The sequence below is a fragment of the Streptomyces akebiae genome (assembly GCF_019599145.1).
GTDB lineage: Bacteria > Actinomycetota > Actinomycetes > Streptomycetales > Streptomycetaceae > Streptomyces > Streptomyces akebiae.
The window spans coordinates 4,913,315-4,933,004 of record NZ_CP080647.1; the positions used below are offsets into that span (position 1 = coordinate 4,913,315).

Here is a 19,690-nt window from a genome sequence, read left to right on the forward strand (position 1 = left end):
CCGGCTCCCCTCAGAGGGCGCGTGCCAGCAGATCCAGCAGTGCCGTCCAGTGGCGTTCCGTCGCCTCGGGGCTGTGCATGGCGGTGTCGGCCTGGGTGAAGCCGTGGTGGGCGCCCGCGTAGACCTCGCCGTGGTGGCGCACGCCGGCGGCGGTGAGACTCTTGGCGAGGCGGTCGATCTGGTCGGCGGGGTTGGTGGAGTCGTTGTCCGCGTGCCCGAAGTAGAGCTCGGCGGTGATGCGGTCGGCGAGGAGATGCGGGCTGTCCGGCGCGTCGGTCGCGAGGTACGCGCCGTGGAACCCCGCCGCCGCGGCCACCCGCTCCGGGTACGTCCCGGCGGTCCGCAGCGCCAGCCCCGCGCCCACGCAGTAGCCGGTGATACCGACCGGGCCGCCGTTCGTCAGGGGCGAGGCCGACAGCCAGTCCAGGTAGACCCCGGCGTCCCGCATCGACGCCTCGGGCGTCAGCCCCCGCATCGCCGGCCGGATCCGCTCGATGATCTCCGGCCGCGCCCCCGGGTCGATGAAGGCGGGCAGTTCCACCAGGGGCGCCCGCCCGGCGCGGTACATCACGTTCGGCAGCAGGACGACGTACCCGGCCGCCGCCAGCCGCTCCGCCATCCCCTTCAGATGCGGGCGCACCCCGAACGCGTCCATGTACAGCAGGACGGCGGGGTGCGGCCCGCCGCCGGCCGGGTGGAAGACGTGCGCGTCGACGATCCCGTCGGGAGTGGGGATCTCCGTCGGGTGACTCCGCACGCTCCGCGCGGAGTTGAGGGGGGTGGGGGAGGTGTGCCCGGGCGTGGGCGGCGTAGAAGGGCTGGAGGCAGTCATGGGGCGCTCATTCCTTGTGCGTAGGGCGAGTTGACGCGGTGACGAGGCCGTCGGGTGGCGAGCCCTCGGGGCGTGAGGACGGCCTCCGGACATGTGGAGGGCCTCGGGGTGGAAGCCCGGCGTCGGTTCAGTCCCCCGAGAGGGCCTGGCGGGAGCCGGCCGGTTCGCCCCGGGTCGCTGAGGCGACCAGTTCCCTCACCCGGCCGGCCGGGACGGGGACACCCGGGGTCTCGAAGAACCAACGCCCCGCCTCCTCCTGTCCGAGCCCGGCAGGGCGTTCCGCCATGTACGGCTGGACGTAGACCGGCGTACCGGGCTCGCTGCGCCAGCTGTCGGCGAGGGTGCCGATGTCGACCGTGTCATAGCCGAGCATGTCGAGCAGGCGGGTCACCTCCGCCTTGGCCGCCGGGTGGTCGCCCGCGATCGGCAGGGCGCTGCGGTCGGCGGCCCCCGCGGGCCGGGCGCCGGTCAGCAGCCGCCGGAAGTCGATGTTGTTGAACGCCTTGACCACGTACGAGTCGGCCAGATGCCGCTGCACCAGCGCGCTGGAGCTAGGCCGGTTCCCACGCGGCCCGGCCCCGTCCGGCTCCTCCCCTTCCAACTCGGCCAGGCGGCCGTCGCGTTCCGGGTAGTAGTTCATGGTGTCGATCACGGTCCGGCCAGCCAGGTCGGCGGCGGGGAGCCGCGGGTAGGCGCGCAGCGGGACGGTCGCCACGACCAGGTCACCGTCCCGGGCGGCCTCGGCGGGCGTGGCGGCGCGGGCGCGGGAGCCGAGTTCGGCGACCAGGTCCGCGAGGGTGTCCGGGCCGCGCGAGTTGCTCAGGACGACGTCAAGGCCGGAGGCGACGGCCAGCCGGGCCAGCGTTCCGCCGATCATTCCGCTGCCGATGAGTCCGAGGGTCTTGGGCATGGCGACACATCTCCGGTCTGCGGTGAAGTTGGATCCCAAAGGTGAAACTGAGTGTCACGCTAGCCACTTAGACGCACACCTGCAAGCGAGGGTCGTCCGGGCGGTAGCATCGCGGGGTGAGCGAAGTGAACGCAGCGGGCGGCGCGGCGTCCGAGGGACCCAGGGGGCCTGGCGAGACCGCGCGGACGAAGACCAGGGACATCGCACGGGCCGCCGTACGGGCGGAACTGGCCCAGGTGGCCTTCGAGTTGTTCCTGCGCGACGGCTTCGAGAAGGTGACCCTCGACGATCTGGCGTCGGCCGCCGGGGTGTCCAGGAGCACGTTCCTGCGCTACTTCGGCACCAAGGAGGACGCCGTGCTCGGCGCCTTCGACGCGCACGGCGTCCGGCTCGCCGACGCGCTGCGCGCCCGCCCCGCCGACGAGGACGACTGGACGGCGCTGCGGCGGGCTCTCGACACGGTCATCCAGCGCTACCACCAGGACCCGGTCGCCTCGCTCGCCACCGCCCGGCTCGTGCGGGACACCCCGGCGCTCTGCGCCCGCCAGCTGGAGAAGCAGCACCACTGGCGGCCCTCGCTGGCACGTGCCCTCGCCGAACGCCACGGTTCCTCGGGGCCCCCGACCCTCGCCGAGAACGTCCGGGCCGCCGCCGCCATCGACTGTCTCACCATCGCGCTCGACCACTGGACCGCGTCCGACGGCGCCCTCGACCTGGTGGCCCTCCTGGACGAGGCGTTCGCGACGCTGGCCCCGTAGCCGCGGCCGTTTCCGCAGCCGACGGGAGGACGGAGCCACAGAGCTACGGAGCCCCGGAGCCTGCGACGCCCGCCGCCCCGGGCAGGAGTCTCAGACGTAGACGATCGGGCAGCCGCGGCGTATCGAATGCTGGGCGGCGCGCAGGTACAGGGCCACGTAGAAGGCCGTGTCGAGGTCCTCGGCCCACGGCCCCGGCCGGGTGGCGGCCAGCGTCTTCGCCGCTCCGTCCAGGAACCACAGGGTCAGGTCGAGGTTGTCGCACATCGCCGGGACCTCGGCCGTCGGCAGCTCGACGGCCGCCGCGAGCCGCTCCGCGAGCGCCAGCACCTGGGGGGCGCCGGCGACCATGGTCTCCTCCGTATACGCCGACTCGACGCCCTCCAGCCGGATGTCCTCCTCCAGCGACAACGGCACCAGCACCGTCCAGCCGCACAGGGTCTCCAGCTCCTCGCGCGTGAGGTGGGCCTCGCACAGCCTGACGAACCCGTCCATCGGCAGGACGAGCTTCTCCTCGAAGGCCAGCCCCGAGCCACGGACGAGGGGAGCGCGCGCGGGCGTCGCCGCGGGCACCGACTCGTAGGCCGGCAGCCCTCGCCGCCTCAGCTCCTCGTTCAACGCCGAGGCGACACGCCCTCGCCCCTCCTCCTCGTCCTCACCCTCCCCCTCGCCGAACCAATCCTCCGCGCCGACGCTCACCAGATAGATGCCCATGGCCGGAACGTAGCGCGCACCACTGACACCGCAGAGGTGTAGCGGGCTACACCTCCGATACGGGAGAGCGCTCCCTCGTGGCGAAGCCCGCCGAACGAGATCGTTGAGACACGAGGTCACGCCGGCCTCACCACCTCGTTCCGGCCTCACCACCTCGTTCCGGACCTGCCCCTCCCTCTCCCTCCCGAAAGGAAGCCCCCCATGAAGGCCCTGCTCGCCTCCAAGCCCGTCCTGTGGTTCCTGTTCCTGTTCAACCTCGCCGTCGCCGCGGTCGCCCCCTTCGTCGTCGACGGCTCCCAGGGCGTGGCCACGGCGATCGGCATGGGCGTCGTCTCACTCGGCGCGGGCGTCAGCCTCCTGCGCGGCCGGGGACAGCGACAGCGCGCCTGACCCGTGTCGGCGCACCGATGAGTCCCGGCGGCGGCACGGCACGGAAACACCGACGGGTCCTGGGCGCTCTGCTCGACGCAACCAATCCCCGCGTACAGGCGTCCCCTTTGTCGCGCTCGTCGCGCAGAACCCGCCGTCCTCGGCGCCCACCCAAGAGAGCGAGCAAAGGCCGTGCTCATACTCATCCTGTCCGTCGTCCTCCTTCTCGCGCTCGGCGGCGTCGTCTGCGTCTACTGGACGGCGCGAGGTGACGCCCCACGCTGGGCGCGCGGTGTGGCGAGGACGACCGACGTCGCGAGCGGCGTACTGCTCCGCGCGAACAAGTCCGACTCCCAGAAGAACACGGACAACGACTGAGGCACCGCGGAGCGCTCGTAGTAGGGGTTCATGAGAGCCGCGTCCTCGAAGCGCTGACCTGAGATCGGCGCGACGGCCCTGATCCGAGGTCGGCTCGACGGCGCAGACGTGAGGCCGGCTCGACGTCCATCGTCGAGCCGGCCTCTTCCTACGTCGTCGTCGCCCGTCGGCGGTCAGTCCGTGCCGGACTCCATCGCGGCACGGTCCAGCAGCGCGTCCTCCTCGGAGACCTCGCCGCGCGAGGCGATGGCCTCGGCGCCGCCCTGCGGCAGCTCCGGCATGGTGCCGATCAGCCCGGTCGCGGCGGCCTGGGAGGCGCCGACGGTGGGGCTGCCGGTGCCGATCAGGCCGAGGCCGACGTACTGCTCCAGCTTGGCGCGCGAGTCGGCGATGTCCAGGTTGCGCATGGTGAGCTGGCCGATCCGGTCGACCGGACCGAAGGCCGAGTCCTCGGTGCGCTCCATGGACAGCTTGTCCGGGTGGTAGCTGAAGGCGGGGCCGGTGGTGTCGAGGATCGAGTAGTCCTCGCCGCGCCGCAGGCGGAGGGTGACCTCGCCCGTGACCGCCGCGCCGACCCAGCGCTGCAGCGACTCCCGGATCATCAGCGCCTGCGGGTCCAGCCAGCGGCCCTCGTACATGAGGCGACCGAGGCGACGGCCCTCGGAGTGGTACTGGGCGAGGGTGTCCTCGTTGTGGATGGCGTTGACCAGGCGCTCGTACGCGGCGTGCAGGAGGGCCATGCCGGGGGCCTCGTAGATGCCGCGGCTCTTGGCCTCGATGATGCGGTTCTCGATCTGGTCGGACATGCCGAGACCGTGGCGGCCGCCGATGGCGTTGGCCTCCATCACCAGGTCGACGGCGGAGGCGAACTCCTTGCCGTTGATCGTGACCGGGCGGCCCTGGTCGAAGCCGATCGTCACGTCCTCGGTGGCGATCTCGACCTCGGGGTCCCAGAACCGGACGCCCATGATCGGCTGGACGGTCTCGACGCCGGTGTCCAGGTGCTCCAGGGTCTTGGCCTCGTGGGTGGCGCCCCAGATGTTGGCGTCGGTGGAGTACGCCTTCTCCGTCGAGTCCCGGTACGGCAGCTGGTGCGCGACCAGCCACTCGGACATCTCCTTGCGGCCACCGAGCTCGGTGACGAAGTCGGCGTCCAGCCAGGGCTTGTAGATCCTGAGGTGCGGGTTGGCGAGCAGGCCGTAGCGGTAGAACCGCTCGATGTCATTGCCCTTGAAGGTCGAGCCGTCGCCCCAGATCTGGACGTCGTCCTCCAGCATCGCCCGGACCAGCAGCGTGCCGGTGACGGCCCGGCCGAGGGGGGTCGTGTTGAAGTACGCCCGCCCGCCGGAACGGATGTGGAACGCGCCGCAGGTCAGCGCGGCCAGGCCCTCCTCGACCAGCGCGCCACGGCAGTCGACCAGGCGCGCGATCTCGGCACCGTAGGTCTTCGCGCGGCCGGGCACCGAGGCGATGTCGGGCTCGTCGTACTGGCCGATGTCAGCCGTGTAGGTGCAGGGGACGGCACCCTTGTCACGCATCCACGCGACGGCGACCGAGGTGTCGAGCCCGCCCGAGAAGGCGATGCCGACGCGCTCGCCGGCCGGAAGAGAGGTGAGGACCTTGGACATGGAAATTATTATGCATGCCAATGCATGATCATGCAAAGCTGCTTCCGGTGACGGCCCTCACGACCCCAGTTCGGTGAAGAGGGTCAGCTGCAGGGCGCCGGGTGCTTCGAGGCGGGAGTTCAGGGAGTTCCAGGGGGTGCGGGTCGGTTCGGCGACCACCTCCGCGCCGGCCGCCGCCAGCTTCGCCGTGGCCGCGGTCGAGTCGTCCACCTCGAAGGCGACCCGGATGTGGCCGGCCACGCGGCGGCCGACCTCCACCTCGTCGATGAACTCCGCGTGCTTCGGGTCGGTGATCTCCAGCGTCGCCCGCCCCGCTTCGAGGATCGACACCCGCCCGCCCTCGGACGAGAACGCCGCCCGCTCGGGCAGCCCCAGCACATCACGGTAGAAGTGCAGCGCGGCGTCGTAGTCGGCGGCGGTGACGACCAGTCGGAGTTCGCGGACCGGGGTGGCGGCTTCGTCGGACATGACGGCTCCTGGCGGGTTTCGGGTCGTTTCGGGTCGGCGGGCGAAGGGGCCCGTCGGCAGGCCGACGGGCCCCCGGCCTCAGTTCAGGTCAGGTCAGATCAGGTCAGCCAGGTGCCCGCCCCGCAGGCGGAGGCGGTGACCCACTGGTGAGACCTGATGTTGTCGTTCACGACGGCACCGGACTGGTAGTAGTTGTCCGTGAGATTGTCGGCCCACAGCTCTCCCGGAGCGAGACAGACGTAGCCGAACTGGTACTGGTAGTCCTTCTCGGCGTAGAAGGCGACGACGTCCTTGCCCCCCAGGAACCCGCTGTTCATCACGGAGGACGGCGCCAGGTGGTCCGGTGAGTTGAACACCCCCTCCGTCCCGCTGTCGCCCCAGAAGCGGTCGTTCCCCGGCGTCGTGCCGAGGAGGATGCCCTGGCAGCCCCAGTCCTGCCAGACCCTCAGATTGCCGTCCCGGCTGTTCGGCCACTCCTCCCCGCAGACGCTGTCGTCCGCCGTCGTGGCGGACGCGGTCGGTGCCCCGAGCCCGAGGGAGGCCAGGGCGATGACGACGGCGGCGGCTATGGCTGGTCTGCGCATGTGTACTCCTTGGTGTGGTCAGGCCCGTGGGCCGACGATCTTCCGGGCGAGGTCCAGCGCCCGGTGCTGGAGCCGGGTGTACGTGTCGAGCGCTTCGCCGTAGCGGTCGCGCAGCTGGTCGAGGTAGTGGCTCTCGCGCTCCTCGCCGATGGGGCGGAGGTCGGCCTCCCGGGCGCAGGTCGCGTCGGCGACGGCCAGCTTCTTCTCGGCCTCGAAGACCCCGGGCTCGGCCACCCGGTCGGACCGCGCGACGGCCGCCTGACGGGAGGCGCCCGGGTCCTCGTAGTCGTAGCCCGCCCGCTTCATGCAGCGCGACCAGACCTCCAGCGCCGCCGAGAAACGCCGGTCGGCCAGCACCTTGGGTACGTAGAGCGACCGGAGGTGTCCGGAGACCTTCTCCGCGCGGAACCATTCCCGGGGGTCCCCGTACAGCTTCTTCTCGGACTCGGCCACACAGCCGCCCAGGCGCTTGCGCACCGTGCCGCCGCCGCCGGGGATCTCGACGCTGATCGAGGGCGCGTCGATCCCGCCGTCGAGCGCCTCGTCGTAGGCCGTGCGGCGCTGCTCGGGGAGACGCTTGCGGTAGGCGAGGTTGGGGTTGGCGGCGCGGGCGACGGCCTCCTCGGCCTGCAGGCGACTGCCGTAGCCGTACGTGCGGGCCCAGTCGACGTCGTCCAGCACATAGCCGAGGGTGCGGCTCTTCGCCAGGCTGAGCCGCTCGGTCTCCCAGAACTCGAAGCCCTGCCGTCGCATGCAACCGCCGATCAGGCGTTGCTGCGCGTCCGAGATCCGCAGTTGCTCGGCGTCGGTCAACTGCCTTGCGGTACCGGGCTCCTGACGTTCCGCGCTCGCCGGGGAGTGCTGGGCGCCGGCGCAGCCGGTGACGACGGCGGACACGAGGAGCAAGCTGATCGCGGCCTTGCGCATGACGTCCTCTCGCGTGGGGCGTGAAGGAGGGTGCGAGCGGAGGGCGGGTCGGCTCCGGTGCGACCGGGCTCACGCCGCCAGCGTGATTGATCGGTGAACGAACGTGCCAGGACTTTCAGTGCTCTCCGAAAGTGGCACGTCACGACCAGAGGCCGACACACCGGACACGCAAAGCAAGCAGCAGCGCTCATAAGCACTCATACCGACGCCGCGAGCACCGGCCGGCCCTCGGCCGGACACCTGGTGCCGCAGGCGTCATCCAGACCACAGGGGGACACCGTGCTGAGCATCCACTTCACGACCGAGGACATGGGCAACACCCGCCTGGCCGCCGAGCCGGACGTGCTCTGGGAGGTGCTGCTGAGCCTGCACGCCCTGCAGAAGCGGCCCGGCACCAGGGAGTTCGGGCTGTGGCGCGACCGGACCCGCGGCCGGCTTCTCGGCGGTACGGCGGATTTGACCCGCATGCTGTGCGAACTGGCGCCGCCCGTGGGCTACTCGGCGGACTTCCTCACCCCGACCGCGGGCATCTCCTGCCTGGACGAAGCCCTCGACATCCTGCTCGCCACCACGCGGACCCGGCTGCGCGCGGATCTCGGCGACCTGGCCCCCCGGCGCGCCCCGGCCCCCTGGCTGGGTGCGCTGGCCGCCGGTGACGTGGCGGTCCTCAGGACCCTCGGAGAGGCCGTCCGGAGTTACCACCGGACAGCGCTGGCCCCTTACTGGCGTGCCGTCCACGCCCAGTTGGAGGCCGACCGGGCCACCCGTCTGCACGCCCTGGCCACGGGAGGCGTCACACGGCTGCTCACCCAGCTGCACCCGCAGGCGCGCTGGCGACCGCCCGTACTCGAACTCCCCTACCCCGTGGACCAGGACCTCTTCCTCAACGGCAGAGGGCTGGTGCTCCTGCCGTCGTTCTTCTGCTTCGGCGTCCCCATCACGCTCAAGAACCCCGACACGGCCCCTGTGCTGGTCTATCCCGCCGTACGCAGCCGGGGCTGGGCGGGGGGAGGCACCGCGCAGGACGAGGCGGGCCCCGGCCCCCTGGCGGCGCTGCTGGGCCGCACCCGGGCGACGGTCATGCACCTGCTCGTGCATGCCAGCACCACCGGTGAACTGGCGCGTCGCGCGGACATCTCAGCGGCGTCGGCGAGCCAGCACGCCACCGTGCTCCGCCAGGCCGGGCTGGTCTCCACCCACAGACAGGGCAACACCGTGCGGCACACGCTCTCCCCCCTCGGTGCCGAACTCCTCAGCTCCCCCCGCAGACCCCGCTGACCCCGCTGACCCGCAGAAGACCCTCCGGCAGCGCGACCCCCGCCCCCGACAGGTGGCGCAGCGCCACCGCGATGGAGTGGCAGTCGAAGAGGGCGGAGTGTTCGTGGCCGGAGGCGGGACGGGGGAGCGAGAGGGCCTGCCAGAGGCGGCCCGAGTTGACGCCCGTCGTCGCCGGGGCGACGGTGTTCAGCCACGGGCGGATGTTGAGGAAGCCCGGGGTGAGGGCACTGTGCTTGATCTCCTCGCCCCGGGCCCGGGCCCAGCCGATGTTCTCGCCGAGGACGAGCATGTCGTTGCCGTAGGAGAGGACCGGCCCGCCCCGGCAGAAGGCGAGGAAGTCGGTGACGGCCCGGGCCGGCGGAAGGCCGTCCCGGTCCACGCTCCGCTGGTCGATGCCGGTGAGGGTGGTGAAGAACGGCGAGAGCCGAGGGTTCACCACCGGGCGGACCAGCGTCTCGTACTCCTCGACGACGGCGTACCCCTCATCCACCCGCACCGCGCCGATCTGCACGATCTCCCGCAGCTGGCCGGGGGCCGACCAGTCCTGCTCCATGGCCCCGGGCCAGGTCGTGAACTCCAGGTCGAAGATGACGAAGGTGGACAAGGCGGGCGCTCCCTGCGGTGCGAGGACGGTTACGGAAGCGTCCTACCCAGCAGACCGTCCGGGAGGATCCGCCACGCGTCCCCCGCCGCGAATCGCGACTTCATCCCGGCACCCGAACCGGAACCCGAACCGGACCCGTCGCCCGCTTCCACCCCCGAACCCGTCCCCGGCTCCTCCAGGGCCGGGCACAGCGCCTCGGCGACATGGGCTTCGATCGCGTCGTCGATCGGGCTCGGCTCCAGCGCCGTACCGTCCGCGTTGAGACGCTGGTACTTCATCAGGTTCCAGCCCATGGACAGCTGACGCTCGCCGTCCGCGCTGGTGAGGCTGAGGGTGCCCGCGCCGAAGACCCCGCCGTCGTGGCCCCAGAACCGCCCGCAGCCGGGCAGGTCCAGGGTGTAGATACCGAGGCCGTAGTCGATCGCGACGCCCGGGGCGATCTCCACCGGAACCGTGCGCCGCATCTCGGCGAGGGACGACCGGCGGACCAGGTCACCGGTGAGCAACTGACGGTAGAAGCGGTTGAGGTCGTCCGTCGTGGAGACGATCGCGCCGGCCGTGTACGCCCAGGACATGTCGTAGACGCTGTAGTCGCGGGGCGGGTCGATGAGCCCGTAGAACGACTCGTACATCCTGGAGTGCGGTCCCTTGATGTACGCGGTGCGCGGATACGAGGTGTGGCGCAGCCCGGCGCGGTCGATGACGTTGCGGGAGATGTACGTCGACGCCTGCCGGCCGGTGACCTTCTCCAGGATCAGGCCGGCCACGACGTAGTTGGTGTTGGAGTACCTGCCCGGCTGCGCCCCGGGGCGGCCGGTGGCGGGGGCCATGAGGCCCAGCCGTATGAGCTCCCGCGGGCTGATCGAGCGGAAGCGGTGCTCGTCGAGGCTGGCGGTGGAGTTCTGGGCGAGGGAGGGGAATGCGCCGAGGACGTAGTCACCTATGTGGCTGGTGTGGTTGAGGAGCATGCGCACGGTGACGGCGTCCCCGCGCTCCCGGGCGTCCCCGTCGGTGCCGCTGCCCTCGAACAGTTCGGGGACGTAGTCCGTGACCGGGGCGTCGAGGCGGATGCGGCCCCGCTCCACCTGCTGCATGATCGCCACGGCCGTGAACGTCTTGCTGATGCTGCCGACGCGGTGCCGCATGTTCGGGGTCACCTCGCGGCCCGTGTCCACGTCGGCCAGCCCGGACGCGCCGGTCCAGCGCTCCCGGCCGTCCCGCACCGACGCGTACGTGCCGTACATCCCCGCCTCGTGGACCGCGTCGAGCGTCTCGCGCAGCCCGGCCCTGTGCAGCCCGGCGCTGTCCAGCCCGGCGCTGTCGAGCCCGGTCGGCGACGCCGGGGCGGCGACGGCACCGGGCACCGCCGCGACGAACAGAAGTGTGGTCCCCAGCGCGGTCCCGACGAGACGTTGAATGCGCACGGCGTGTCCCCCTCGATCCTGACGTTCGATGGCCCCGGACGGTCAACTCCCGGGCCCTGTCAGGCGATTGTCACGAACAACCGGTGTGCGCTACATCCTTCCCGTGGACGACCGCTCTCACAGCGGGGCCATGACATCTGTCATGGCCCCGCAGAGATCAGCGGACGAAGGGTGTCAGAGAGGTGCGAGCAGCACGGCCAGGACGGCGGCGAGCACGGTGAGCAGTCCCGCGATGCGGGTGCTTTTGGTGCGCATGGTGAACTCCCTGGGTGGGGGCGGGATTTCACGTGCCCTCACTTCGCCTCTGGGTCGCCACCGACCGCCCGCGAGGTTGCCTCCCCCGCACCCTGGGCACCCGCGGTCTCCCCGCCCTCCCCCGCCTCCCCGAACCGCGCCAACGCCACCCCGCCCGTCACGCAGGCCACGAAGCCGAGCACGGCCGACCACGCGTACCCGTCGCGGGTGGAGTCGCCGAGCCACACCACCCCGAAGACACCCGGCCAGACCGTCTCGCAGATGACCATCGCCGCCGTGGCCGCCGTCACCGAACCGGACTGCAGGGCCTGCACGAGCAGGAGGTAGCCGCCGAGGCCGGAGACGACGACGGCGTACGCGGACGGCTGGGCCGGTACCCCGAGGACGGTGGTGTCCGGCAGCAGGCGTACGGCGATCGCGGTGAGGCCGAAGCTCAGGCCCGCCGCCGCGCCGAGGACGACGGTCCGGCCCCGCCGCAGCCGGCCGCCCACGACCCACCCGCCCGCCACCACCAGCACCGACGCGACCAGCACCGCCACCCGCAGCGAGGTGTCACCGTCCCCGTCGCCCGCGCGCCCGGCGGACACCGCCAGCGTCGCCAGTCCCAGACAGACGACGGCCACGGCAGCCCACTCGGCCCGCCGCGGCCGCAGCCCCAGGACGAGCGTGCCCGCCACCGCCGTGACCGCCAACGACGCGGCCACCGCCGCCTCCACCAGGAACACCGGCGCCAGCCGCAACGCCACCACCTGCGCCGCGAAGCCGAGCGTGTCCAGTCCCGCACCGGCGAGGAAGGGCCAGCCGCGCAGCACCTCCACCACGGTCCGCCCCCGGTCGCGCGCCCCCGCGTCGCCGTGCGCACCCCCGTCGCCCCGCGCGGCCGCCACCCGCCGCGCGCCCAGCGCCTGGAGCACGGTCGCCGTTCCCATGCACACCGCCGCGCACAACGCCCACACCACACCCGCCACCATGGGGGCACCGTAGGCGGCGGCACGGGCGGGGGCCGGACGACACCAGGGTGGGCACCCGCGTGGCGTCACACTCCCACCCTCACGACCGCACAAAGTCCGACAGAGTCATTGATCCGCTTCTGTTCGAAGTCCTAGGGTGGGCCCGGTTTTTCAACAACATCGGACAGCAACCGACGCTCCTCGTCCCACACGTCTCTCCGTACGTGCACCCCCCTGTCACCGCGAGGAAGGCCCCGGCAATGCAGCACCCGCACCCGCAACCGCCTCCGCAGCCGCACCCCGGCACCCCCGCCGTCCGTCCCGTCGTGAGCCGCCGCCGTCTGCTGGAGGGCGGTGCCGCCCTCCTCGGCGCGCTCGCCCTCTCCGGCGGCGACGCGTACGCCGCGCCCCGCACCGGGACGGCGGCCGCCGGCACCCCCGAGTGGTCCGGCAACATGGCGCTCTTCCAGGTCGGCGCGGAACCGCCGCACACCACCCTCATGCCGTACGCGGACGTCAGACAGGCCCTCGCCGGCGACCGCACCCGCTCCCCGTACCGGCTGAGCCTCGACGGGAAGTGGAAGTTCGCGTACGTGGACCGGCCGGGCGACCGGGACGAGGACTTCTACCGGACCGACCTCGACGACAGCGACTGGGACACCATCCCGGTCCCCTCCAACTGGCAGCTGCACGGCTACGACTTCCCCATCTACGTCAACATCACCTACCCGTGGTGGGGGCCCAACGGCCTCGGCGAGGAGGCCCAGCCGCCGACCGCGCCGACCCGCTACAACCCCGTCGGCCAGTACCGGCGCACCTTCCACCTGCCCAAGGACTGGACGGCCGGTGACCGCCGCACCTTCCTGCACTTCGAGGGCGTGAAGTCGGCCCACTACGTGTGGATCAACGGCGAACTCGTCGGCTACCACGAGGACTCGTTCGACCCGGCCGAGTACGACATCACCGAGCACCTCAGGCCGGGCACCAACCGGATAGCCGTCGAGGTCTACCGCTACTCGGACGGCGACTGGCTGGAGGACCAGGACATGATCCGGCTGAGCGGTATCTTCCGCTCGGTCTACCTGTACTCCACGCCCGCCGTGCACCTGCGCGACTTCAAGCTGGACACCCCGCTCAGCGACGGCTACACGGCCGCCGACCTGTCGGTCACCGCGAGCGTGCGCGCGTACGCCGCCGGGCACGAGGGGTCGTACTCCGTCGAGACGCAGCTCTACGACGCCCGGGGGCACGCCGTCTGGTCCCGGCCCCTCGTGCAGTCCGTCGCCGTGGGCGGGGACGCCTCGGCCGTCGGAGAGGACGTGACCGTCCAGGCGAAGAAGTCCGTCCCCTCACCCGAGCTGTGGTCCGCCGAACACCCCACCCTCTACACGGCCGTGCTCCGGCTGCGGGACCCGCGCGGCAGGGTCGTCGAAACCCTCTCCCACCGCGTCGGCCTGCGCGAGTTCGCGCTCAAGGACGGGCTGATGCGGATCAACGGGCAGCCGGTCTCCCTCCGGGGCACCAACCGTCACGAGATCCACCCCGACCGGGGCATGGCGCTGACCCGCGCCGACCTGGTCGAGGACATGGGGATCATCAAACGGCTCAACATGAACACCGTCCGCACCTCGCACTACCCCAACAACCCGCTCTGGTACGAGCTGGCGGACGAGTACGGCCTCTACCTCGTCGACGAGACGAACCTGGAGACCCACGGCATCCGGGACCGCTACCCCGGGAACGACGTCGAGTGGACGACGGCCTGCGTGGCGCGCGCCCGCGCCATGGTCCACCGCGACAAGAACCACGCGTCCGTCGTCATCTGGTCCCTCGGCAACGAGGCGGGCGGCGGCTCCACCTTCGTCGCCATGCGCGACTGGATCGAGTCGTACGACAAGACCCGCGTCATCCAGTACGAGGGCGACGACCGGCCGACGATCAGCCAGATCCGCTCGGAGATGTACGACAGCCCGCAGCGGGTCGAGCAGCGTGCCAAGGACACCTCGGACACGCGGCCGTACGTGATGATCGAGTACTCGCACGCCATGGGGAACTCGAACGGCAACTTCAAGAAGTACTGGGACCTCATCCGCCGCTACCCGGTCCTCCAGGGCGGCTGGATCTGGGACTTCGTCGACCAGTCACTGACCTGGCCGGTCCCGAAGCTGCACGTCTTCACGGACGCGGGCCCGAGCGCCCTGAAGGGGCAACTCCTCACCGCCGCAGGAACGTTCAGCCGCAGCAAGGGCCTCTCCGGCGCCACGGGCTTCACCCGCGACCCCGCCCTCGACCTCACCGGCTCGCTGACCCTGGAGGCGTGGATCACCCCGCACGTCACCGGCGGCCACCAGCCGATCGTCGCCAAGGGCGACACGCACTACGCGCTGAAGCAGACCAACAACAGCGTCGAGTTCTTCATCTATGGCGGCGGCCAGTGGGTCAGCGTCAGCTGGGGCGTCCCGGCCGACGGCTGGACCGGCCGCGAACACCATGTCGCCGGGGTGTTCGACGCCGAGGCCGGCTCCCTCACCCTCTACGTCGACGGCGAGGTGAAGGCCACCCGCACCACCACCCGCCGGCCGAGCGTCAACACCGCGCCGCTCGCCCTCGGCACCGACACGGACAACCCGACGCGCGAGTTCAGCGGCACGATCCGACGGGCCGGCGTGTACGCGCGCGCCCTGAGCGGGGCCGAGCTGGCGTCCGGGGGGCGTGGGCCCGGGGACGAGGGGGTGCGGTTCTGGTTCGACGCGGCGACGGTGAAGGTGGGGGAGCGGAAGCGCGAGGGCTTCGCGAAGGAACGTTCGTTTTTCGCGTACGGCGGCGACTGGGGCGACAACCCCAACGACGGGGCCTTCGTCGCGGACGGCATCGTCAAGGCCGACCGGGGCCACACCGGCAAGGCGGCCGAGGTCAAGCGCATCTACCAGGCGATCCACGCCACCCCGGCCACCGGCGCCGCGACCGACGCCCTGACCTCGCAGAAGATCACCCTCACCAACGAGTACCTCTTCACCAACCTCCGCGAGTTCGACGGCAGTTGGTCCCTGGTGGCCGACGGCAGGAAGATCCAGCACGGCCGCCTCACCCGCGCCCAGCTGGACGTCGCCCCCCTCTCCACCAAGGACATCACCGTCCCCTTCCGCCTCCCCTCCTCCCCCGCGCCCGGCACCGAGTACTTCCTCGAACTCTCCTTCACCACCAAGGAGCGCACGCCCTGGGCCAAGTCCGGCTTCGAGGTGGCCCGGCAGCAGCTGCCGGTGGACGCGGGCAGCCCGGCGGTGACACCCGCACCGCTGGCGACCGTCCCGAAGCTGACGTACACGGACGGGTCGGACGAGATCACGGTCGCCGGCAAGGGCGTGAAGGGACGCGGCTTCTCCGTCACCGTCGACAGGAAGAGCGGCGTCCTCACCTCCTACAAGGCGGCCGGCACGCGCCTGATCACCTCGGGCCCGGCCCCCAACTTCTGGCGGGCCCCCACCGACAACGACCACGGCAACGGGCAGCACACCCGCAACCAGACCTGGCGGGACGCGGGCGCCCACCGCAAGGTGACGAACGTGACCGTGCGGGCCCTGGCCGACGGCCGGGCGGTGGAGATCAAGGTCACCGGCACCCTGCCGACCACGACCGAGTCGTCGTACACCACCACCTACACGATCTTCGGCAACGGCGAGATCAAGGTCGACAACACCCTGCGCCCGGGCGCGGCCTCCCTCCCGTACATCCCGGAGGTGGGCACCCTCCTGCACCTCCCCCGCCGCCTCGACCGCCTGCACTACTACGGGCGCGGCCCCGAGGAGAACCACTGGGACCGCAACAACGGCACCGACGTGGGCCTCTACTCGGGCAGCGTCGCCGAGCAGTGGTCCGGGTACATCCGCCCCCAGGAGAACGGCAACAAGACCGACGTCCGCTGGGCCGCCCTGACCGACCGCGACGGCGAGGGCCTCCTGGTCTCGGGCGACTCCCTGATCGAGGTCAACGCCTCCTTCTTCACCCCGGAGGACCTCTCGACCGGCCTCCGGCACGACTACCACCTCACCCCCCGCGACACCGTCGTCCTGCGCGTCAACCACCGCCAGATGGGCGTCGGCGGCGACAACAGCTGGGGCGCCCACACCCACGACGAGTACAAACTCTTCGCCAACCGCGACTACGCGTACACATACCGCTTGCGGCCACTGACGGACGTGGACCTCGCCACCAAGCTGTCGAGGAGGCCGACGGCGACCGCATAGCCCCCTGCCGGAGCCGACAGCGACAGCGACACCGACACCGACACCGACACCTACAACAGGACGCTCGACCGGGCTCTCCCGGCCGGGCGTCCTGTCGTTCGCTCCCTGTCACCGGGGCACTCGTCAGCGCACCAGAAGGTCGATCACCCCTGTCAGGTCCTCCTCGCCGCCGCCCTCGGCCAGTCGGCGGCGCATCAACTCGAAGTAGGGGCCGAGCAACTCGTGGCTGACACCCTGCTGTTCGGCGGTGGCCAGGAAAGTCGGCGTGCCGGCCACCTGCATGGCCAGGTTGGAGACGACGCCTCGGGTGTAGTCACCGCTGCGCAGTTGCTCGGCGGTCTGGTGGGCCGACGGGGCCATCGCGACGAGCCAGTCGGCGAGCAGCGGGGCGAACGACGTGGGGTCGATGTCCTCCTTGCGGATCAGGGCGAAGGCGTGCGCGGCCCCGGCGAACATGCCGTACATCGCGCTCAGCAGGGCCACGTCGTGCAGGGCCGCGAACCCCGCGTCCTCGCCGACATAGGTGGTGCCCAGCGGGGCGCCCAAGGTCTCCCGGTGCTGCTCGAACAGCTGCCGCGAGCCGCTGTAGAACACGTAGCCGCCGGCCTCGGGGACGCCGACCATCGGAGGGACGGCCATGATGCCGCCGTCCAGGTAGCGGGCGCCCCGGCCGTGGGCCCACTCGGCGCGGGCGCGGGCCTGGGCGGGGGTCCCGGTGGTCAGGTTCACCAGGTCGCGGCCGGTGAGGTCGGCGTCGGCCAGCGCCTCGTCCACGGAGGCGTCGTCCAACAGGCAGACGACGACCAGGGTGTTCGCCGCGACCGCCTCGGCGGCGCTGTCCGCGACCTTCGCGCCCTCGGCGGCGAGCACCGCGGCTCGGGCCGGGGTGCGGTTCCAGACGGTGAGCGGATGGCCGGCGGCCAGCCAGGTACGGGCCAGTGCGGCGCCCATCGCGCCGAGTCCCAGCAGGGTGACGGCGGTCTTCTCGGAAGGGTTCTGTGTCATGCCGAACAGGCTGGTCACGGGCGGGAAGGTGATCAAGTACGTACTTCGGAGTGGGTGGTTACCCTGAGGTGAGCGAGCACGTCAAAGGGGTGGGGCATGACGACGCTGAACCGGCCGGGCGCACCGGAGGGACACATCTGCGGGATCGACACCGCGATGGAGGTGATCGGCGGCAGATGGAAGGTCCTGATCCTGTGGGCGCTCCACGAGCAGCCTTGTCGCCGCTTCGGTGAGCTGCGCCGGCTGCTGCCGGGTGTCAGTGAGAAGGTGTTGGCCTCCCATCTGCGCGAGATGGAGGCGGACGGGGTCGTACGCCGCGTCTCCCACGACGAGGTGCCGCCCCGCGTCGAGTACTCGCTGACCGAGGACGGGAAGCGCCTCAACGACGCACTCGAACCGCTGGCCGCCTGGGGCCGGGAGCGGTCGACGCGGTAGGCGCCCGGGCCCCCTTGCCGCCGTGCCTGCCGCTGTGCGTCCCCTGTGACTCGCTGTGCGTCAACGATGAATGCGACAGAATTGTTGACGATTTCGCGGGTGCGTCCGCTACGTTCGCAAGCGGAAACGGGATGAGGACGCGAGCGAAGGAGTGACGCCGTGAAGCACAGGGCGGTCGGGCGCAGGAACGTGATCATGGGGGTCGGCGCGGCGGCGGGCGTGGCGGCCGTCGGCGGTTTCGCCGTCAGCGCGCAGGCGTCGGACGGCGGCTCCGCGAAGTCCTCGAAGTCCTCGGGGTCCTCGGGGTCCTCCGGTGCCACCGCCTCTGGTGCCCTGGCCTTCGACAAGGACGACTACACCGAGCTGACGACGACGATCACCACCGACGACGGTGACGTGGAGGTGAAGTACCACTTCTACAAGTCGATCACCTACGTCACGAAGCCGGTCGACGAGACGTACCAGTCACTGAACGTCAGCGTGCCCGTGGAGATCGCCGGGAAGGCCGTCGACGCGACGAACGCACCGATTCTGTTCGCGAATGCGGTGGGCGGCTATATGCCCTCGTCGGTGGCCGAGGCGACGGGCGTCGGCGGCGGAGGCATGACCGGGATGCCGGGTGGCGGCACCGACACCGGCACGGGCAGTGGCACCGGCACGGGCAGTGGCACCGGCACCGGCTCCGGTTCCGGCGAGGTCGAGTCCGGTGGCAACGGCCAGCTCGACCAGCGGGGCCAGTCCGTCAGCAACGCGCAGCTCGCGCTCGCCGCCGGGTACGTCGTGGTCGAGCCGGGCGCGCGCGGCCGTACCCTCGTCGACTCGGACGGGCGGTACTACGGCGTCGCGCCGGCCGCCATCGTGGACCTCAAGGCGGCCGTACGGTACGTGCGGTTCAACAAGGGCCGCATCCCCGGCGACACCGACCGCATCGTGTCGTCGGGCACGAGCGCGGGCGGCGCCCTGTCCGCGCTCCTCGGCGCGTCCGGCGACAGCCCGCTCTACGACGCGCACCTGAAGGAGATCGGCGCGGCCGACGCCTCCGACGCGATCTTCGCCAGCGGCGACTGGTGTCCGATCACGGATCTGGAGCACGCGGACATGGCGTACGAGTGGAACTGGGGCGCCAACAAGCTCGCTTCGGGCTCGCTCGTCGACCGGACGGTGTCGAAGGAGCTCACGGCGGCCTTCGCCGACTACCAGGCCTCGCTGAAGCTGAAGGCCAAGGGTCTCGGCACGCTGACCGTACGGAACCTCGACGAGTACCTGCTGAAGACGTTCCTGGAGCCGTCCGCGACCAAGTACCTGGCCGCCCTGTCGGACGCGGACCGGACGACGTACCTGGCGAGCAACACCTTCATCACCTGGTCCGGCGGCCGGGCCGCCTTCTCCTGGGCGGACTTCCTCACCCACGTCGGCGCCCGGAAGAAGGATGCCCCGGCCTTCGACGCGTTCGACCTGTCGTCGGGCGAGAACAACCTCTTCGGCAAGGGCACCACCAAGGCCCGCCACTTCACCCTGTACAGCCTCCGCCACGAGGGCAGCGCGAGCGCACGGCTCGACGGCGACCTGCCCGAGACGCTGAAGCTGATGAACCCGATGCCGTTCCTCGCGAAGGCCAACCCGGGGCGCGCCCGGCACTGGTGGATCCGCGTCGGCACCAAGGACAGCGACACCTCGCTCACCGTCGTCGGCAACCTCGCCGCCAGGCTGGAGAACCTCGGCGACGACGTCGACGCCGCCATGTACTGGGACGGCGGGCACGGAGCGAACGAGGACGCGGCCGACTTCATCAAGTGGATCGCGAAGGTGACCGACCACAAGACCGACCACAAGACCGACCACAAGGGCTGACCTCGCCCCACCCACCCCCGACGCCGAGCCCTTCCCGGGCTCGGCGTCGACGTGCTCCCGGGCTCGTCCGTCGACGCGC

Annotated in this window: 19 protein-coding genes; 7 read left to right on the plus strand and 12 right to left on the minus strand. The window is 71.3% G+C overall.

What is annotated here, in order from left to right; translation table 11 throughout:
- Positions 1-10: 10 nt before the first annotated feature.
- Together K1J60_RS21105 and K1J60_RS21110 are read right to left on the minus strand one after the other, a co-directional pair.
- Entirely contained in the window at positions 11-832 is an 822-nt protein-coding gene (locus tag K1J60_RS21105) for a dienelactone hydrolase family protein (protein WP_220647564.1), read from the minus strand.
- A gap of 127 nt (positions 833-959) precedes the next feature.
- Positions 960-1,742, minus strand: coding sequence for an NADPH-dependent F420 reductase (locus tag K1J60_RS21110; RefSeq protein WP_220647565.1), 783 nt, complete (start codon positions 1,740-1,742; stop codon positions 960-962).
- Positions 1,743-1,942: 200 nt separating this feature from the next.
- On the opposite strand from K1J60_RS21110, the gene K1J60_RS21115 reads away from it, so the two are divergent.
- Complete coding sequence (locus K1J60_RS21115) at positions 1,943-2,500, plus strand: TetR/AcrR family transcriptional regulator (protein ID WP_220651599.1); 558 nt, start codon at positions 1,943-1,945, stop codon at positions 2,498-2,500.
- A gap of 90 nt (positions 2,501-2,590) precedes the next feature.
- Here the strand turns inward: K1J60_RS21115 and K1J60_RS21120 are convergent, their stop codons facing one another.
- A complete protein-coding gene (locus tag K1J60_RS21120; RefSeq protein WP_220647566.1) occupies positions 2,591-3,211 on the minus strand; it encodes a hypothetical protein in 621 nt (206 codons plus the stop codon).
- A 201-nt stretch (positions 3,212-3,412) separates the two neighbouring features.
- Here K1J60_RS21120 and K1J60_RS21125 point away from each other — a divergent pair, with 201 nt between their 5' ends.
- On the plus strand, positions 3,413-3,601 hold the full coding sequence (locus tag K1J60_RS21125; protein WP_033530477.1) for a hypothetical protein: 189 nt from the start codon (positions 3,413-3,415) through the stop codon (positions 3,599-3,601).
- Between the two features lie 171 nt (positions 3,602-3,772).
- Positions 3,773-3,958: a hypothetical protein gene (locus K1J60_RS21130; protein WP_220647567.1), complete on the plus strand. Its 186-nt coding sequence runs from the start codon at positions 3,773-3,775 to the stop codon at positions 3,956-3,958.
- A 173-nt stretch (positions 3,959-4,131) separates the two neighbouring features.
- Here the strand turns inward: K1J60_RS21130 and argG are convergent, their stop codons facing one another.
- The 4 genes from argG to K1J60_RS21150 form a co-directional block, all read right to left on the minus strand.
- Complete coding sequence (argG, locus tag K1J60_RS21135; protein ID WP_033530479.1) at positions 4,132-5,586, minus strand: argininosuccinate synthase; 1,455 nt, start codon at positions 5,584-5,586, stop codon at positions 4,132-4,134.
- Positions 5,587-5,643: 57 nt separating this feature from the next.
- Entirely contained in the window at positions 5,644-6,054 is a 411-nt protein-coding gene (locus K1J60_RS21140; protein ID WP_220647568.1) for a VOC family protein, read from the minus strand.
- 98 nt (positions 6,055-6,152) lie between these two features.
- Complete coding sequence (locus K1J60_RS21145; protein WP_220647569.1) at positions 6,153-6,638, minus strand: hypothetical protein; 486 nt, start codon at positions 6,636-6,638, stop codon at positions 6,153-6,155.
- 18 nt (positions 6,639-6,656) lie between these two features.
- Positions 6,657-7,565, minus strand: a complete 909-nt coding sequence (locus tag K1J60_RS21150; RefSeq protein ID WP_220647570.1) for a hypothetical protein — start codon at positions 7,563-7,565, stop codon at positions 6,657-6,659.
- A gap of 279 nt (positions 7,566-7,844) precedes the next feature.
- On the opposite strand from K1J60_RS21150, the gene K1J60_RS21155 reads away from it, so the two are divergent.
- On the plus strand, positions 7,845-8,843 hold the full coding sequence (locus tag K1J60_RS21155; RefSeq protein WP_259407840.1) for an ArsR/SmtB family transcription factor: 999 nt from the start codon (positions 7,845-7,847) through the stop codon (positions 8,841-8,843).
- Here the strand turns inward: K1J60_RS21155 and K1J60_RS21160 are convergent.
- The 4 genes from K1J60_RS21160 to K1J60_RS21170 all read right to left on the minus strand — a co-directional run bounded on the left by K1J60_RS21160 (position 8,818) and on the right by K1J60_RS21170 (position 12,097).
- A complete protein-coding gene (locus K1J60_RS21160; RefSeq protein WP_220647571.1) occupies positions 8,818-9,447 on the minus strand; it encodes a 3'-5' exonuclease in 630 nt (209 codons plus the stop codon). The genes K1J60_RS21155 and K1J60_RS21160 overlap by 26 nt on opposite strands.
- A gap of 29 nt (positions 9,448-9,476) precedes the next feature.
- On the minus strand, positions 9,477-10,871 hold the full coding sequence (locus K1J60_RS21165) for a serine hydrolase domain-containing protein (protein ID WP_220647572.1): 1,395 nt from the start codon (positions 10,869-10,871) through the stop codon (positions 9,477-9,479).
- 174 nt (positions 10,872-11,045) lie between these two features.
- The gene (locus K1J60_RS46010) at positions 11,046-11,168 is read right to left on the minus strand and encodes a hypothetical protein (RefSeq protein WP_259407841.1); all 123 of its coding nucleotides are present in this window, start codon (positions 11,166-11,168) and stop codon (positions 11,046-11,048) included.
- Positions 11,165-12,097 carry a hypothetical protein gene (locus tag K1J60_RS21170; protein WP_220647573.1) on the minus strand — a complete coding sequence of 311 codons (933 nt, stop codon included), beginning with the start codon at positions 12,095-12,097 and terminating at the stop codon, positions 11,165-11,167. Before K1J60_RS21170 ends, K1J60_RS46010 begins: the two co-directional genes overlap by 4 nt.
- Positions 12,098-12,336: 239 nt before the next feature.
- On the opposite strand from K1J60_RS21170, the gene K1J60_RS21175 reads away from it, so the two are divergent.
- Entirely contained in the window at positions 12,337-16,320 is a 3,984-nt protein-coding gene (locus tag K1J60_RS21175; protein ID WP_220647574.1) for a glycoside hydrolase family 2 TIM barrel-domain containing protein, read from the plus strand.
- A gap of 123 nt (positions 16,321-16,443) precedes the next feature.
- Here K1J60_RS21175 and K1J60_RS21180 read toward each other — a convergent pair whose 3' ends face one another.
- Positions 16,444-17,325, minus strand: coding sequence for an NAD(P)-dependent oxidoreductase (locus K1J60_RS21180; RefSeq protein ID WP_220647575.1), 882 nt, complete (start codon positions 17,323-17,325; stop codon positions 16,444-16,446).
- 96 nt (positions 17,326-17,421) lie between these two features.
- On the opposite strand from K1J60_RS21180, the gene K1J60_RS21185 reads away from it, so the two are divergent.
- Positions 17,422-17,760: a winged helix-turn-helix transcriptional regulator gene (locus K1J60_RS21185; RefSeq protein ID WP_220647576.1), complete on the plus strand. Its 339-nt coding sequence runs from the start codon at positions 17,422-17,424 to the stop codon at positions 17,758-17,760.
- A 159-nt stretch (positions 17,761-17,919) separates the two neighbouring features.
- Entirely contained in the window at positions 17,920-19,611 is a 1,692-nt protein-coding gene (locus K1J60_RS21190) for a subtype B tannase (protein ID WP_398683266.1), read from the plus strand.
- The last annotated feature ends 79 nt before the right edge of the window (positions 19,612-19,690 follow it).

Bases quoted from the DNA above. Each gene is read 5' to 3' on its own strand.
- K1J60_RS21105 (WP_220647564.1), bottom strand. From the start codon at position 832: ATGACTGCCTCCAGCCCTTCTACGCCGCCCACGCCCGGGCACACCTCC.
- K1J60_RS21110 (WP_220647565.1), bottom strand. From the start codon at position 1,742: ATGCCCAAGACCCTCGGACTCATCGGCAGCGGAATGATCGGCGGAACG.
- K1J60_RS21120 (WP_220647566.1), bottom strand. From the start codon at position 3,211: ATGGGCATCTATCTGGTGAGCGTCGGCGCGGAGGATTGGTTCGGCGAG.
- K1J60_RS21125 (WP_033530477.1), top strand. From the start codon at position 3,413: ATGAAGGCCCTGCTCGCCTCCAAGCCCGTCCTGTGGTTCCTGTTCCTG.
- argG (WP_033530479.1), bottom strand. From the start codon at position 5,586: ATGTCCAAGGTCCTCACCTCTCTTCCGGCCGGCGAGCGCGTCGGCATC.
- K1J60_RS21140 (WP_220647568.1), bottom strand. From the start codon at position 6,054: ATGTCCGACGAAGCCGCCACCCCGGTCCGCGAACTCCGACTGGTCGTC.
- K1J60_RS21145 (WP_220647569.1), bottom strand. From the start codon at position 6,638: ATGCGCAGACCAGCCATAGCCGCCGCCGTCGTCATCGCCCTGGCCTCC.
- K1J60_RS21150 (WP_220647570.1), bottom strand. From the start codon at position 7,565: ATGCGCAAGGCCGCGATCAGCTTGCTCCTCGTGTCCGCCGTCGTCACC.
- K1J60_RS21170 (WP_220647573.1), bottom strand. From the start codon at position 12,097: ATGGTGGCGGGTGTGGTGTGGGCGTTGTGCGCGGCGGTGTGCATGGGA.
- K1J60_RS21175 (WP_220647574.1), top strand. From the start codon at position 12,337: ATGCAGCACCCGCACCCGCAACCGCCTCCGCAGCCGCACCCCGGCACC.
- K1J60_RS21180 (WP_220647575.1), bottom strand. From the start codon at position 17,325: ATGACACAGAACCCTTCCGAGAAGACCGCCGTCACCCTGCTGGGACTC.
- K1J60_RS21185 (WP_220647576.1), top strand. From the start codon at position 17,422: ATGACGACGCTGAACCGGCCGGGCGCACCGGAGGGACACATCTGCGGG.